This is a genomic window from Pseudomonas sp. GW456-12-1-14-TSB6 (assembly GCF_059424205.1).
Map to the genome: position 1 here is coordinate 99,081 of NZ_JBWKZE010000018.1, position 14,045 is coordinate 113,125.

The window sequence follows — 14,045 nt, forward strand, 5'->3', positions numbered from 1 at the left end:
TCAGCGGGTGATGCCGCGGGTCGACGACTGGATGGAGTCACGAAACATCGCGACCTCCGGGAACTGGGCGGACGGCTCGGCCAGTTCGGCCAGCGCCTGCTCGACGGTCAGGCCCTGGCGATACACCGTTTTGTACGCACGTCGCAGCGCGTGAATGGCGTCTTCGCTGAAACCGCGACGACGCATGCCCTCGAAGTTCATGCTGCGCGCTTCGGCCGGGTTGCCGAATACGGTGACGAACGCCGGGACGTCCTTGCCGATCGCAGTGCCCATGCCGGAAAAGCTGTGGGCGCCGATGTGGCAATACTGATGCACCAGGGTGAAACCGGACAGGATTGCCCAGTCATCAACGTGCACATGGCCGGCCAGCGCGGTGTTGTTGACCAGAATGCAGTGGTTGCCGATGACGCTGTCATGTCCAATGTGGGCATAGGCCATGATCAGGTTGTGATCACCCAGGGTCGTTTCGGAACGATCCTGAACGGTACCACGGTGAATCGTCACCCCTTCGCGAATGACGTTGTGGTCACCGATCACCAGACGGGTTTCTTCGCCCTTGTATTTCAGGTCCGGCGTGTCTTCGCCTACCGAGGAAAACTGGTAGATGCGGTTGTGCTTGCCAATACGGGTCGGACCTTTGAGGATCACGTGTGGCCCGATGACCGTACCCTCGCCGATTTCCACACCTGCACCGATGATCGACCACGGGCCGACCTCGACGCCTTCAGCCAGGACGGCCGACGGATCGATGATTGCGCGAGGGTCAATCAAACTCATAGCTTGCGTTCCGCACAGATGATTTCAGCAGAGCAGACCGGTTTGCCGTCGACCGAAGCCTGGCATTCGAACTTCCAGATCTGACGCTTGCAGCTGATGAACTTGGCTTCGAGGATCAGCTGATCACCCGGCAGCACTGGCTGGCGGAAGCGCAGCTTGTCGGAGCCGACGAAGTAATAAAGGGTGCCATCGGCCGGTTTCACGTCAAGCATCTTGAAACCGAGGATCCCGGCAGCCTGAGCCATGGCTTCGATGATCAGCACGCCCGGCATGATCGGGTGCGCAGGGAAGTGACCATTGAAGAACGGTTCGTTGATGCTGACATTCTTGTAGGCGCGAATGCGCTTGCCTTCCGTATCCAGCTCCACTACCCGGTCCACCAGCAGGAACGGGTAACGGTGAGGCAGGTATTCGCGAATCTCGTTGATGTCCATCATTTCGGGGGGAAGCCTATGTAAAGATTGGGAGCGCGACTGACGCGCACTCCTCTAGCAAATCAAGGAGGCAGTCCAGAGGCTGTGCACACTTGATATGGAAATGGTATCAGCCTTCAGATGAAGCATTACCGTCGGGGGTCACTTCCCCGGACCGCTTTTCCAGCTGTTTCAAACGTCGCGCGATGTCATCGAGCTGACGAATACGGGCCGCGCTTTTGCGCCATTCGGCCGCGGGTTGCATAGCTGTGCCGGAAGAATAGGCACCCGGCTCGGTAATCGAGTGGGTCACCATGGTCATCCCGGTCAGGAATACGTTGTCGCAAATATCGATATGCCCTACCAGGCCAACACCCCCGGCGAGCATGCAGTGCTTGCCGATTTTGGTGCTGCCGGAAATCCCCACGCACGCGGCCATGGCGGTGTGGTCACCGACCTGCACGTTGTGGGCGATCTGAATCTGGTTGTCGAGCTTCACGCCATTGCCGATCACGGTATCGGCCAACGCACCGCGGTCGATGGCGGTATTCACGCCGATCTCCACATCGTCACCGATGGTCACGCCGCCGATCTGGGCGATCTTCTGCCAGACACCCTTCTCGTTGGCAAAACCGAAGCCTTCACCACCAAGTACGGCGCCGGACTGGATCACCACCCGCTTGCCGATCCGCACATCGTGATACAGCGTGACTCGCGGGGCCAGCCAGCCGCCCTCGCCGATTTCACTGCGCGCACCGACGACGCAATGCGCGCCGAGTGTCACGCCAGCACCGATTCGCGCACCCGCTTCGATCACCACGAAGGGACCAACACTGGCGCTCGGATCGACCACGGCGTCCTCGGCGATCACGGCAGTCGGATGAACGCCGGCAACAGCCTTGGGTTTCGGATCGAACAGATGGGAAATGCGTGCGTAAGCCAGGTAAGGATCCGGCACCACCAGCGCATTACCGGCATAACCTTCCGCGTCGGCAGCCTTGAGCAACAGGGCTGCGGCCTGCGAGCCAGCCAGGTATTTACGGTATTGGGGGTTTGCCAGAAAGCTCAACTGAGCTGGGCCAGCCTCCTGCAAGGTGGCTAGCCCAGTAATTTGCTTCTCGGGGTCGCCACTCAAGGTGGCGCCGAGGAACTCGGCCAACTGGCCGAGCTTGATAGTCACGGTCATGGGTTACTTCAGCTGATTCATGCGCTCGATAACCTGGCGCGTGATGTCGTACTGAGGTTTGACATCGATCACTGCGCCACGCTCGAACACCAGGTCAAAACCACCTTTCTTGATGACTTCTTCCACTGCGCTATCCAGTTTCGGCTTCAGTTGCTTGAGCATTTCACGGTCGGCAACAGCCTTGGCTTCGTTCAGCTCCTTGGACTGGAACTGGAAGTCACGAGCCTTTTGCTTGAACTCAAGCTCCAGACGCTCGCGCTCGCCCTGCTGCATCTTGTCGCCACCGGCCATCAGACGATCCTGAATGCCCTTGGCGCTGCTTTCCAGGGTCTTGAGTTTGGTCAGTTGCGGGCCGAACTTCTTCTCGGCGTCCACGGCGTATTTCTTGGCTGCGTCGGATTCCAGCAGGGCCATCTGATAGTTCAGAACGGCGATTTTCATGTCGGCAAATGCCGGGCCTGCCACCAGTACGGAGGCCAGGAGAACCAATTGAGTCAACTTACGCACGATGCACTCCTACAAAATCCATTGTCGTTGTCTTGGGTCAGACGCTTAGAACGTCTGGCCCAGGGAGAATTGGAACACTTGAGTTTCAGCTTCATCCGGTTTCTTGATCGGCATCGCCAGTGCAAAGCTCAGCGGGCCCAGTGCGGTGACCCAGGTCACACCGACACCGACGGAGCTGGCCATGTTGCTGAGGCTGATGTCGTTGCACTGAGTGGAAGAAGTCGAACCGACAGTCGCGTTGGTAGTCTTCTCGCACTTGGAGTCAAATACGTTACCCACGTCCCAGAATACCGAAGTACGCAGGGAACGCTGATCCTTGACGAATGGCAGCGGGAACAACACCTCGACACCACCCTGGATCAACACGTTGCCACCGAACGGCAGCGGATCCTGATCCGGGTCGGCAAGCGTACCGGCGTTACCGGTTACAGCCTGACCACGGCTTGGGGTACTGCGAGGACCCAGTGTGCTGTCTTTAAAGCCGCGAACCGAGTTGAAACCACCAGCATAGTAGTTTTCATAGAACGGCAAGCCATCGGTCGAACCGTAACCGTCGCCATAGCCCAGCTCGGTGTGCAGGCGCATGGTGTAGTTTTCGCTCAGTGGCTGGAACAACTGACCACGGTAGTCGAGCTTGAAGAACGACAGGTCGCTGCCCGGAATGGTAGTTTCCAGGGTCAGGCTCTGGGAACGACCACGGGTTGGCAGCACACCCTTGTTCAGGGTCGACTCGGACCAGCCGGCCGAAGCCTTGAAGTTCAGGTAGTTGTCGCCTTCACGCTTAACGAAGTCGAAAATCTCGTCAACGGTGTACTGGCCGGTCTTGATCTTGTCCTGCTGAGCGGACAGGCCGAAGGTCAGACGCGAAGTCTCGCTGATCGGGTAGCCCACGTTCACGCCGGCACCCAGGCTGTCTACCGCATAGCTCGCTACGTCGACGTCGAGGTCTTTGTAGTCGGTGGTGCGATAGAAAGCGTTGTAACCCAGGCTCACGCCATCGGCGGTCCAGTACGGGTCAACGTAGCCGAAGTTGTAGCGGCTCTGGTATTCGCTGCGGGTCAGGCCGACGCTGACGCGATTACCGGTACCAAGGAAGTTGTTCTGGGTGATCGAACCACCGAGGATCAGACCGGCGCTCTGGGCGAAACCCACGCTGGCGGTGATCGAACCGGAAGCCTGCTCTTCCACGCTGTAGTTCACGTCAACCTGGTCGTCGACACCTGGCACGGCCGGGGTCTCGACGTTGACTTCTTTAAAGAAGCCCAGACGCTCCAGACGGGTCTTGGACTGGTCGATCAGGTAGGTAGAAGCCCAGCCACCTTCCATCTGACGCATTTCACGACGCAGCACTTCGTCCTCGGACTTGGTGTTGCCACGGAAGTTGATGCGGTTGACGTAGGCACGCTTGCCCGGATCGACAGCGAACAGGATGTCGACGGTGTGATCTTCGTCGTGCGGTTGTGGCACGCCGTTGACGTTGGCGAAGGTGTAACCCTCGTTACCCAGACGACGGGTGATCAGTTCGGAAGTGGTGGTCATCAGCTTGCGCGAGAACACCTGCCCCTTCTGCACCAGCAACAGCGACTTGACCTGGTCCTCAGGGACTTTCAGGTCACCGCTGAGCTTGACGTCACGAACGGTGTACTTCTCGCCTTCATTGACGTTGACGGTGATGTAGACGTGCTTCTTGTCTGGGGTGATGGACACCTGGGTCGAAGCGATATCCATGTTGATATAGCCACGGTCCAGGTAGTAGGAACGCAGACGCTCCAGGTCACCGGACAGTTTTTCACGGGCATACTTGTCGTCGTTCTTGAAGAACGACAGCCAGTTGGTGGTTTTCAGTTCGAACAGGTCGGTCAGGTCTTCCTCGGGGAAAACCGTGTTGCCCACCACGTTGATGTGCTGAATGGCGGCGACGGTGCCTTCGTTGATCTTCACTTTCAGGCCGACGCGGTTGCGCGGCTGCGAGACCACTTCGGTATCGACGGTGGCCGAGTAACGACCTTGTGCAACGTATTGACGTTGCAGCTCGTTACGCACGCCTTCGAGGGTCGCACGCTGGAAGATCTCGCCTTCGGCCAGACCGGATTGCTTGAGGCCTTTCATCAGGTCCTCGGTGGAGATCGCCTTGTTGCCTTCGATCTCGATGCTGGCGACCGAGGGACGCTCGACGACAGTGATCACCAGAACGTTGCCTTCGCGGCCCAGCTGGATATCTTGAAAGAAACCGGTTTTGAACAGCGCACGAGTGGATTCCACCAGGCGACGGTCATCCGCCTGCTCGCCGACGTTCAACGGCAAGGCACCAAAGACGCTACCCGCGGAGACCCGCTGGAGGCCATTGACGCGAATATCAGAGATAGTGAAGGACTCGGCGTGAACTTCGGCGATCATCAATACGGTGAGAACCGCAGTTAGCAGCAGACGTTTCATGAAGTCCTTTCTTATTCCAACTGGCAATAAACAAACTGCCGCAAAATGCGGCAGATTCGCAATTCAGCGAAGCGTTACAGACGACCCAGATCGTTGACCAGAGCAAGCAACATCACTCCGACCACCAAGCTGATACCGATCTGTATCCCCCAACCTTGCACCCGATCCGACAAGGGACGACCACGCGCCCACTCGATCAGATAAAACAACAAATGCCCCCCATCCAGTACAGGAATGGGCAGCAAATTCAGAACCCCCAGGCTAATACTCAGATAAGCAAGGAAATTCAGGAAATCAGCGACGCCCGACTGGGCAGAAGCGCCCGCCACTTTAGCAATGGTTATCGGTCCACTCAAGTTTTTTACCGAGAGCTCGCCGAAGAGCATTTTCTTCAGTGAATCCAGCGTCAGAACGCTCATGGTCCAGGTACGACGGGCACCCTCGCCAATCGCCGCCAAAGGCCCGTAGCTGACCTCGCGGATCATTTCCGGCGGCCAGTCGACAGCCTTGACACCTGCCCCCAGGTAACCGCTTGGCGACTTCCTATCGCCACGCGCGGCCAGCGTCACAGGGACGTCGATTTGAACACCGTCGCGCTCGACGCGCAGCACGATTTTGGTATCAGGACGCGTACGAACGGTATCGACCACCTGCTGCCAGTCATCCAGCGCCTTGCCATCCAGTGTCAGCAGGCGATCGCCGGTTTTCAGCCCGGCTGTCTGGGCCGGGCCTTTCGGATCAAGTTCGGCCAGCACCGGCGGCAATGCCGGGCGCCAAGGGCGAATGCCGAGGGAGCGAATCGGATCGGGCTCGTCGGCCCCCTTGAGCCATTTATCGAGTGCCAGTTCACGAGGCGTATCAGCCGTAGAGCCCTGCTCGCGCACCAGTACCTGCAAGGAACCGCTTTCGCCGAGACGTCGCACCAGCTGGAGGTTGACTGCAGCCCAGCCCGAGGTCGGCTCGCCGTCGATCGCGACAATTTCCTGACCAGCGCTCAGCCCCGCTGTCGCAGCGATGCTGCCGGACTCCACCGAACCGATAACCGGACGAATCTGCTCGCTGCCGAGCATCGCCAGCACCCAGAAGAACACCAGCGCCAGCAGAAAGTTAGCCACAGGGCCGGCCGCGACGATGGCGATCCGCTGACGAACAGACTTGCGATTGAATGACTGATGAAGCTGATCGGCCGGCACTTCGCCTTCGCGCTCGTCGAGCATCTTGACGTAGCCACCCAGCGGAATCGCGGCGACTACGAACTCGGTACCCTGCTTGTCATGCCAGCGCAGCAGCGGCATGCCGAAGCCCACGGAGAAACGCAGAACCTTGACGCCACAGCGACGCGCGACCCAGAAGTGGCCGAATTCGTGAAAGGTGACCAGCACACCCAGAGCGATCAGGGTGCCGGCAATCATATAGAGCGCGCTCATCTACTTTCTCCGCAATCCTGTCCAGTGCCGCGTGAAGCCATGTGTTGCAAGACCTATCGGCCGTGACGACTCAACCATTGCCCGGCCAATGTCCGGGCGGTTGCATCAGCGGCGAACACCGCATCGAGATCATTCAGCGCCACCACAGGCTCGAGATTCAAGACTTCCTCGATGATACTCGCGATTTCCAGGTAGCGAACCCGTCCGTCGAGAAACGCGGCAACCGCCACTTCATTCGCCGCGTTGAGCATGGCCGGGGCACTGTTTCCCGCCTCGGCGGCCTGCCGCGCCAGGCGCAGGCACGGGAAACGCTCTTCGTCGGGAGCTTCGAAATCCAGGCGCGCCACAGCGAACAGATCCAGCGGCGCCACGCCCGAGTCAATGCGCTCTGGCCAGGCCAGGGCGTTGGCAATCGGCGTGCGCATATCGGGATTGCCCAACTGCGCCAGCACCGAACCATCCACGTAATCGACCAGCGAATGGATCACACTCTGTGGATGAATCACCACTTCGACTTGCGATGGCTTGGCATCGAACAACCAGCAGGCCTCGATCAGTTCGAGCCCCTTGTTCATCATGCTGGCCGAATCCACCGAGATCTTGCGCCCCATGGACCAGTTCGGGTGCGCACAGGCCTGATCCGGTGAAACATGCGCCAGTTCGGCCATCGGCGTCTGCCGGAAAGGACCACCGGAGGCCGTCAGCAAAATCCGACGGACCCCAACGTTACTCAGCCCGCGAGCAAAGTCCTGCGGCATGCACTGGAAAATCGCGTTGTGTTCGCTGTCGATCGGCAACAGGACCGAACCGCTCTTGCGCACCGCCTGCATGAACAAGGCGCCGGACATGACCAGCGCTTCCTTGTTGGCCAGAAGAATCTTCTTTCCCGCCTCGACTGCCGCGAGAGTCGGGCGCAGGCCGGCAGCGCCGACGATGGCGGCCATGACGGCATCCACCTCGGGTGCCGCAGCGACCTGACACAATCCTTCCTCGCCGACCAGCACCTGCGTCGGCAGACCCGCAGCTCGTAAATCGTCCTGCAGGTTGCGAGCGGCGCCGGCCTCCGGCACTACTGCATATTTAGGAAGATGACGGACACACAGGGCAAACAGTTCGCTCAGGCGGGTAAAACCGCTCAGGGCGAAAGCCTGATAACGCTCCGGATGCCGGGCGATGACGTCCAGAGTGCTCAGACCGATCGAACCGGTCGCCCCCAATACGGTTATCTGCTGCGGGCAACTCACGACGCCGCCATCCACAACAGCACCGCAAAGACCGGAATCGCCGCCGTCAGGCTGTCGATGCGATCCAGTACACCACCATGACCGGGCAGCAGGTTACTGCTGTCCTTGATGCCGGACTGCCGCTTGAACATGCTTTCGGTCAGGTCGCCCACCACCGAGATGAAGACGATCACCGCAGCACCGATCAGGCCCTTGAACAGCTGCGCCACCGTCCAGTCACGGAACAGCGCGACCAGGGTGGTGATGACCAGGCTCAGCGCCAGACCGCCATACACGCCCTCCCAGCTTTTGCCGGGACTGACTTGCGGCGCCAGCTTGCGCTTGCCGAACGCACGACCGGAGAAGTACGCCCCGATATCAGCCCCCCAGACCAGCACCATCACCGCCATGATCAACCAGTTACCGAGCGGGTATTGCTTGATCAGCACCAACCCTTGCCAGGCAGGCAACAGAATCAGCAAACCGATTACCAGCTTGGCGGCGGCGCTGGACCAATGCTCACTGGAGCGCGGATACGTCAGCACCAGCCAGGTCGCCAGCACCCACCAGATCACCGACGCGCCCAGCACCCATGGCGCCAGCCCCGGCAGGATGTACATGACGAACAGCATCAGCGCGACCAACGCCGCGTAGCCAACACGGAATGCCTGCGCGGTGAAGCCGGCCAGGCGTGCCCACTCCCAGGCACCCAGACTTACGACCAGCCCGATGAACAGGGCAAAACCGGACCCTTCGAGCAGGAAAAAACCACCCAGGGCGATCGGCAACAGAATCAGTGCAGTGATGATGCGTTGTTTAAGCATTAAACCCGGGCTCCAGCTTCGACCTGCTCGCTCGTTTTACCGAAGCGACGCTGGCGCAAAGCGAAATCGGCCAGCGCATTGCGCATGGCTTCGTGTTTGAAGTCCGGCCAGAACAGGTCGGAGAAGTACAACTCGGCGTACGCCAGCTGCCACAAGAGGAAGTTGCTGATGCGATGCTCGCCGCCGGTGCGGATGCACAAGTCGGGCAACGGCAGATCACCAGTGACCAGACAGGTCTGCAGCAGATCCGGGGTGATATCTTCCGGGCGCAAATGCCCGGCCTGAACCTCACGCGCCAGACGCTGCGCCGCTTGCGCAATGTCCCACTGACCGCCGTAGTTGGCAGCGATCTGCAGGATGAAACGGTTGGCACCGGCGGTCATCGCCTCAGCTTCACGCATCGCTGCCTGAAGCTCGGGATGAAACCGCGTGCGATCACCGATGATGCGCAGACTGATGTTGTTGTCGTTAAGGCGCTTTGCCTCACGACGCAACGCCTTGAAGAACAGATCCATCAAGGCACTGACCTCATCGGCCGGGCGCTGCCAGTTTTCACTGGAAAAAGCGAACAGGGTGAGCACCTCGACCTTGGCCTCGGCACACACCTCGATCACCGCCCGCACAGCGTCCACGCCCGCTTTATGCCCGGCAACACCTGGCATGAAGCGTTTTTTCGCCCAGCGATTGTTGCCATCCATGATGATCGCGACATGGCGCGGCACCGCGGACGGCGCAGTCTGCTTGGTCTTGTCCATTTAAAGCTCGACCCTTATACGGCCATCAGGTCTTTTTCTTTCTCGGCCAGCTTGGCGTCGATTTCAGCCACGAACTTCTTGGTCAGATCGTCGATCTCGCCGGCTGCGCGACGCTCTTCGTCTTCACTGATTTCCTTTTCCTTGACCAGATCCTTCAGGGAGCTGTTGGCATCGCGACGGATGTTGCGCACGGCAACACGAGCGTCTTCAGCCACATCACGCGCCTGCTTGGTGAAACCGCGACGGGTTTCTTCAGTCAGAGCCGGCATGCTGATCAGCAGCAACTCACCCAGGTTGGTCGGGTTCAGGTTCAGACCTGCACTGCCGATGGCCTTGTCCACGGCGCCCAGCATGTTGCGCTCGAACGCAACGACTTGCAGGGTACGGGCATCCTTGACGGTGATGTTGGCCACTTGCTTGATCGGGGTATCAGCGCCGTAGTAAGGCACCATCACGCCTTCCAGGATGCTCGGGTGCGCCTGACCGGTGCGGATACGGCCGAAGTTGTGAGCCAGGGACTCAACGGACTTCGTCATGCGCTCTTTAGCGTCTTTCTTGATTTCGTTGATCATTGTTGGACTTCCTCGATCAGAGTGCCTTCGGCGCCACCATGCACGATGTTCAGCAGGGCGCCCGGCTTGTTCATGTTAAATACGCGCAGCGGCATCTTGTGATCGCGGCACAGGCAGATAGCCGTCAGATCCATTACACCCAGCTTGCGATCCAGTACTTCATCGTATGTCAGATGATCGAACTTCTCGGCATGCGGGTCTTTGAACGGGTCAGCGGTGTAGACGCCATCGACCTTGGTCGCCTTGAGCACGACATCGGCGTCGATTTCAATGGCGCGCAGGCAGGCTGCCGAATCCGTGGTAAAGAACGGATTGCCGGTACCGGCCGCGAAAATCACCACGTCCTTGGAGTTCAGGTGGCGCATGGCCTTGCGACGGTCATAGTGATCGGTCACACCGACCATGGAGATGGCCGACATCACGATGGCGGAGATATTGGCACGTTCCAGCGCGTCGCGCATGGCCAAGGCGTTCATCACAGTGGCCAGCATGCCCATGTGGTCGCCCGTGACCCGATCCATGCCGGCCTTGCTCAGCGCTTCACCGCGGAACAGGTTGCCACCGCCGATCACCAGACCGACCTGAACGCCGATGCCGACCAACTGGCCGACTTCCAGCGCCATGCGATCCAGCACTTTCGGATCGATCCCGAACTCTTCCGAGCCCATCAGGGCCTCGCCGCTAAGCTTGAGTAGAATGCGTTTATAGCGAGCCTGATAACCACTGCCCTGCTGAGCCATTGCGAATCTCTCCTGCGGCGTATTTTAAAAATTCTTTGCGAGCTGTTTACAGCTGGCGTTCACTCTAGCTTGGCGCTGCTTCAGCGCCATCGGAACATGGCTTTGTAAGTCAGTTCCAAGGGGAAACCAATTAAAAATTGGTAACCCTATCTGAAAAGAGGCTGCGCGCGTGAGCGGGCAGCCTCTTTCGGGCGACAGTTGAAAAACCGTCTTATTGCTTGGCGGCAGCCAGCTGGGCAGCAACTTCTTCAGCGAAGTTGTCGACCGGCTTCTCGATGCCCTCGCCTACTTTGAAGTAGGTGAAGGAAACGATTTCAGCGCCGCCTTTCTTGGCCAGCTCACCAACCTTGATTTCAGGGTTCTTGACGAACGCCTGCTCAACCAGGCTCGCTTCTGCCAGGAACTTGCTGATACGGCCCTTGACCATGTTCTCAACAATGTTTTCTGGCTTGCCTTTGATTTTTTCTTCGTTCAGCTGCAGGAACACAGCCTTTTCACGCTCGATCGCTTCGTCGGAGACTTGCGAAGGCAGCAGGAACTCAGGGTTGCTTGCAGCAACGTGCATCGCGATGTCTTTGGCCAGCTCGACGTCGCCGCCTTTCAGGACAACAGCAACACCGATCTTGTTGCCGTGCAGGTAGGTACCGACTACGTCGCCCTCTACGCGCACCAGGCGACGGATGTTGACGTTCTCGCCTACTTTGGCAACCAGTGCTTCGCGAGCGGCTTCTTGAGAAGCGATCAGCGGAGCTGCATCGGTCAGCTTGTCAGCGAATGCTTTGTCAACGCTGGCAGCAACGAAGTTTTTGAAGTCGTCCTGCAGAGCCAGGAAGTCGGTCTGCGAGTTGACTTCGATCAGAACGGCAGCCTTGCCGTCGTCCTTGATGGCGATAGCGCCTTCAGCGGCAACGTTGCCAGCTTTCTTGGCAGCCTTGATGGCGCCCGAAGCGCGCATGTCATCAATGGCTTTTTCGATGTCGCCGCCAGCCTTTTCCAGGGCTTTCTTGCAATCCATCATGCCTTCGCCGGTACGCTCGCGCAGTTCTTTGACCAACGCTGCAGTAATTGCTGCCATTTTCAAATTCCTCTTGGATAGGTTTTCAACCATTCCACCCGATCGAACGGGCGTTCAATTCTTCCCGAACCTGTTTGTAGCTGCTGCACGTTACAGATGCTGTAGCTGCGCTGCCGACAGATGGTTTTCGAGGTGGCAAAAAGGGGGCCAAGCCCCCTTTTTGCTTACTGAGTCAACGCCAGGGCGTCGATTACTCAGCTGCAGCCTGAGTTTCTTCAGCTGCGAATTCTACAGTGCCGCCAGCAACGTTGTTGCGACCGCGGATCACTGCGTCAGCCATCGAACCCATGTACAGCTGGATAGCGCGGATTGCGTCATCGTTGCCTGGGATGATGTAGTCAACGCCTTCCGGGCTGCTGTTGGTATCGACAACGCCGATGACCGGGATGCCCAGCTTGTTGGCTTCGGTGATCGCGATGCGCTCGTGGTCAACGTCGATCACGAACAGTGCGTCTGGCAGACCGCCCATGTCCTTGATGCCGCCCAGGGAGCGATCCAGCTTCTCAAGATCACGAGTGCGCATCAGCGCTTCTTTCTTGGTCAGCTTGGCGAAAGTACCGTCTTCGGCTTGAACTTCAAGGTCACGCAGACGCTTGATGGAAGCACGGATGGTCTTGAAGTTGGTCAGCATGCCGCCCAACCAGCGGTGATCGACGTACGGCGAACCGCAACGTGCTGCTTCTTCAGCAACGATCTTGCCAGCGGAACGCTTGGTGCCGACGAACAGAATCTTGTTTTTGCCCTGGGCCAGACGCTCTACGAAAGTCAGAGCTTCGTTGAACATTGGCAGGGTTTTTTCAAGGTTGATGATGTGAATCTTGTTACGCGCGCCGAAAATGTATTTACCCATTTTCGGATTCCAGTAACGGGTTTGGTGACCGAAGTGCACACCGGCCTTCAGCATATCGCGCATGTTGACTTGGGACATGATAGTTCCTTGATAAGTCGGGTTGGGCCTCCACGTATCCCAATGACCAACCATTGATCCGAGGATCAAAGGCACCCAGGCCATCGTGTCGACACGTGTGTGGGTTAATGCTCCCGGAGCTATCCCCGGAAAGCGGCGCATTTTATACCACAGGGGCGACGCAAACGGAACCCGGAATCTGCAATCGCGTCAGGGACATGCGCGCCAGCCCCTTGGAATCGGGACAATGCGCCGCATTGTATAGACAGAAGCGATACACGCAGGCGCGGATTTGCGCCTTTGGTCTGTTAGAATCGCGTTTTTCGGGGCCGCCAAATCAACAGCCGCGCCCCTGTTCGTATCAGCAAGCGCCGTCGAGCGCAGAGAGAGCCTGTATGACCGTCACCCTCAAAACCCCCGAGGACATCGCTGGCATGCGTGTCGCCGGCAAACTGGCCGCCGATGTGCTGGAAATGATTGCCGAGCACGTCAAGCCTGGCGTGACCACCGATGAGCTGAACCAGATCTGCCACGACTACATCGTCAACGTGCAGCAGGCCATCCCTGCCCCGCTCAACTACAAGGGCTACCCGAAGTCGATTTGCACCTCGATCAACCACGTGGTCTGCCACGGCATCCCGAACGACAAGCCGCTGAAAAATGGCGACACCCTGAACATCGACGTCACGGTGATCAAGGACGGCTACCACGGCGACACCAGCCGCATGTTCCACGTCGGCACCGTGCCGGTCTGGGCAGAGCGCCTGTCGCAGGTCACCCAGGAATGCATGTACAAGGCGATCGAAATCGTCAAACCCGGCTGCCGCCTCGGTGACATTGGCGAAATCATCCAGAAGCACGCGGAAAAGAACGGTTTCTCGGTCGTACGCGAGTTCTGCGGCCACGGCATCGGCAAGGTGTTCCACGAAGAACCGCAGATTCTGCACTATGGCCGCGCCGGCACCGGCATGGAACTGAAGGCAGGCATGACCTTCACCATCGAGCCGATGATCAACCAGGGCAAGGCCGACACCAAAGTACTGGGCGACGGCTGGACCGCGATCACCAAGGATCGCAAGCTGTCGGCGCAGTGGGAACACACCTTGCTTGTCACCGACACCGGCTACGAGATCTTCACCCTGCGCAGCGACGACACGATCCCGCGCATCTCGGCCTGACCCAGACACCGTTCCCAGCCTATAG

Annotated in this window: 14 protein-coding genes; 1 reads left to right on the forward strand and 13 read right to left on the reverse strand. The window is 58.8% G+C overall.

Features of this window, described 5'->3' with window-relative positions; all coding sequences use genetic code 11:
• From lpxA to rpsB, 13 genes are all read right to left on the reverse strand, one after another.
• Window positions 1-777 (reverse strand): acyl-ACP--UDP-N-acetylglucosamine O-acyltransferase, encoded by a 777-nt coding sequence (lpxA, locus tag AC07Y2_RS18070; protein WP_039769679.1) that lies wholly within the window; start codon window positions 775-777, stop codon window positions 1-3.
• Window positions 774-1,214, reverse strand: coding sequence for a 3-hydroxyacyl-ACP dehydratase FabZ (fabZ, locus tag AC07Y2_RS18075; protein WP_003222142.1), 441 nt, complete (start codon window positions 1,212-1,214; stop codon window positions 774-776). The genes lpxA and fabZ overlap by 4 nt, the downstream gene beginning before the upstream one ends.
• A 106-nt stretch (window positions 1,215-1,320) precedes the next feature.
• Window positions 1,321-2,376 carry a UDP-3-O-(3-hydroxymyristoyl)glucosamine N-acyltransferase gene (gene lpxD, locus AC07Y2_RS18080; RefSeq protein WP_039769677.1) on the reverse strand — a complete coding sequence of 352 codons (1,056 nt, stop codon included), beginning with the start codon at window positions 2,374-2,376 and terminating at the stop codon, window positions 1,321-1,323.
• A gap of 3 nt (window positions 2,377-2,379) precedes the next feature.
• A complete protein-coding gene (locus AC07Y2_RS18085; protein ID WP_003222140.1) occupies window positions 2,380-2,883 on the reverse strand; it encodes an OmpH/Skp family outer membrane protein in 504 nt (167 codons plus the stop codon).
• A 45-nt stretch (window positions 2,884-2,928) separates the two neighbouring features.
• Entirely contained in the window at window positions 2,929-5,319 is a 2,391-nt protein-coding gene (gene bamA / locus AC07Y2_RS18090; RefSeq protein ID WP_103386556.1) for an outer membrane protein assembly factor BamA, read from the reverse strand.
• A gap of 74 nt (window positions 5,320-5,393) precedes the next feature.
• Window positions 5,394-6,746, reverse strand: a complete 1,353-nt coding sequence (rseP, locus tag AC07Y2_RS18095; RefSeq protein ID WP_103386557.1) for a sigma E protease regulator RseP — start codon at window positions 6,744-6,746, stop codon at window positions 5,394-5,396.
• 53 nt (window positions 6,747-6,799) lie between these two features.
• Complete coding sequence (ispC, locus tag AC07Y2_RS18100; protein ID WP_103386558.1) at window positions 6,800-7,990, reverse strand: 1-deoxy-D-xylulose-5-phosphate reductoisomerase; 1,191 nt, start codon at window positions 7,988-7,990, stop codon at window positions 6,800-6,802.
• Window positions 7,987-8,793, reverse strand: coding sequence for a phosphatidate cytidylyltransferase (locus AC07Y2_RS18105; protein WP_103386559.1), 807 nt, complete (start codon window positions 8,791-8,793; stop codon window positions 7,987-7,989). Before AC07Y2_RS18105 ends, ispC begins: the two co-directional genes overlap by 4 nt.
• Window positions 8,793-9,548: a polyprenyl diphosphate synthase gene (gene uppS, locus AC07Y2_RS18110; protein ID WP_007954779.1), complete on the reverse strand. Its 756-nt coding sequence runs from the start codon at window positions 9,546-9,548 to the stop codon at window positions 8,793-8,795. The genes AC07Y2_RS18105 and uppS overlap by 1 nt, the downstream gene beginning before the upstream one ends.
• A gap of 14 nt (window positions 9,549-9,562) precedes the next feature.
• Window positions 9,563-10,120, reverse strand: a complete 558-nt coding sequence (gene frr / locus AC07Y2_RS18115; protein WP_011332684.1) for a ribosome recycling factor — start codon at window positions 10,118-10,120, stop codon at window positions 9,563-9,565.
• Window positions 10,117-10,860, reverse strand: coding sequence for a UMP kinase (pyrH, locus tag AC07Y2_RS18120; RefSeq protein WP_011332683.1), 744 nt, complete (start codon window positions 10,858-10,860; stop codon window positions 10,117-10,119). Before pyrH ends, frr begins: the two co-directional genes overlap by 4 nt.
• A gap of 211 nt (window positions 10,861-11,071) precedes the next feature.
• Window positions 11,072-11,935 carry a translation elongation factor Ts gene (gene tsf, locus AC07Y2_RS18125; protein WP_064593783.1) on the reverse strand — a complete coding sequence of 288 codons (864 nt, stop codon included), beginning with the start codon at window positions 11,933-11,935 and terminating at the stop codon, window positions 11,072-11,074.
• A gap of 190 nt (window positions 11,936-12,125) precedes the next feature.
• Window positions 12,126-12,863: a 30S ribosomal protein S2 gene (rpsB, locus tag AC07Y2_RS18130; protein WP_008052780.1), complete on the reverse strand. Its 738-nt coding sequence runs from the start codon at window positions 12,861-12,863 to the stop codon at window positions 12,126-12,128.
• A 374-nt stretch (window positions 12,864-13,237) separates the two neighbouring features.
• Here rpsB and map point away from each other — a divergent pair, with 374 nt between their 5' ends.
• Window positions 13,238-14,020, forward strand: a complete 783-nt coding sequence (gene map / locus AC07Y2_RS18135; RefSeq protein WP_039769663.1) for a type I methionyl aminopeptidase — start codon at window positions 13,238-13,240, stop codon at window positions 14,018-14,020.
• The last annotated feature ends 25 nt before the right edge of the window (window positions 14,021-14,045 follow it).

Bases quoted from the DNA above. Each gene is read 5' to 3' on its own strand.
- lpxA (WP_039769679.1), bottom strand. From the start codon at position 777: ATGAGTTTGATTGACCCTCGCGCAATCATCGATCCGTCGGCCGTCCTG.
- fabZ (WP_003222142.1), bottom strand. From the start codon at position 1,214: ATGATGGACATCAACGAGATTCGCGAATACCTGCCTCACCGTTACCCG.
- lpxD (WP_039769677.1), bottom strand. From the start codon at position 2,376: ATGACCGTGACTATCAAGCTCGGCCAGTTGGCCGAGTTCCTCGGCGCC.
- bamA (WP_103386556.1), bottom strand. From the start codon at position 5,319: ATGAAACGTCTGCTGCTAACTGCGGTTCTCACCGTATTGATGATCGCC.
- rseP (WP_103386557.1), bottom strand. From the start codon at position 6,746: ATGAGCGCGCTCTATATGATTGCCGGCACCCTGATCGCTCTGGGTGTG.
- AC07Y2_RS18105 (WP_103386559.1), bottom strand. From the start codon at position 8,793: ATGCTTAAACAACGCATCATCACTGCACTGATTCTGTTGCCGATCGCC.
- uppS (WP_007954779.1), bottom strand. From the start codon at position 9,548: ATGGACAAGACCAAGCAGACTGCGCCGTCCGCGGTGCCGCGCCATGTC.
- frr (WP_011332684.1), bottom strand. From the start codon at position 10,120: ATGATCAACGAAATCAAGAAAGACGCTAAAGAGCGCATGACGAAGTCC.
- pyrH (WP_011332683.1), bottom strand. From the start codon at position 10,860: ATGGCTCAGCAGGGCAGTGGTTATCAGGCTCGCTATAAACGCATTCTA.
- tsf (WP_064593783.1), bottom strand. From the start codon at position 11,935: ATGGCAGCAATTACTGCAGCGTTGGTCAAAGAACTGCGCGAGCGTACC.
- rpsB (WP_008052780.1), bottom strand. From the start codon at position 12,863: ATGTCCCAAGTCAACATGCGCGATATGCTGAAGGCCGGTGTGCACTTC.
- map (WP_039769663.1), top strand. From the start codon at position 13,238: ATGACCGTCACCCTCAAAACCCCCGAGGACATCGCTGGCATGCGTGTC.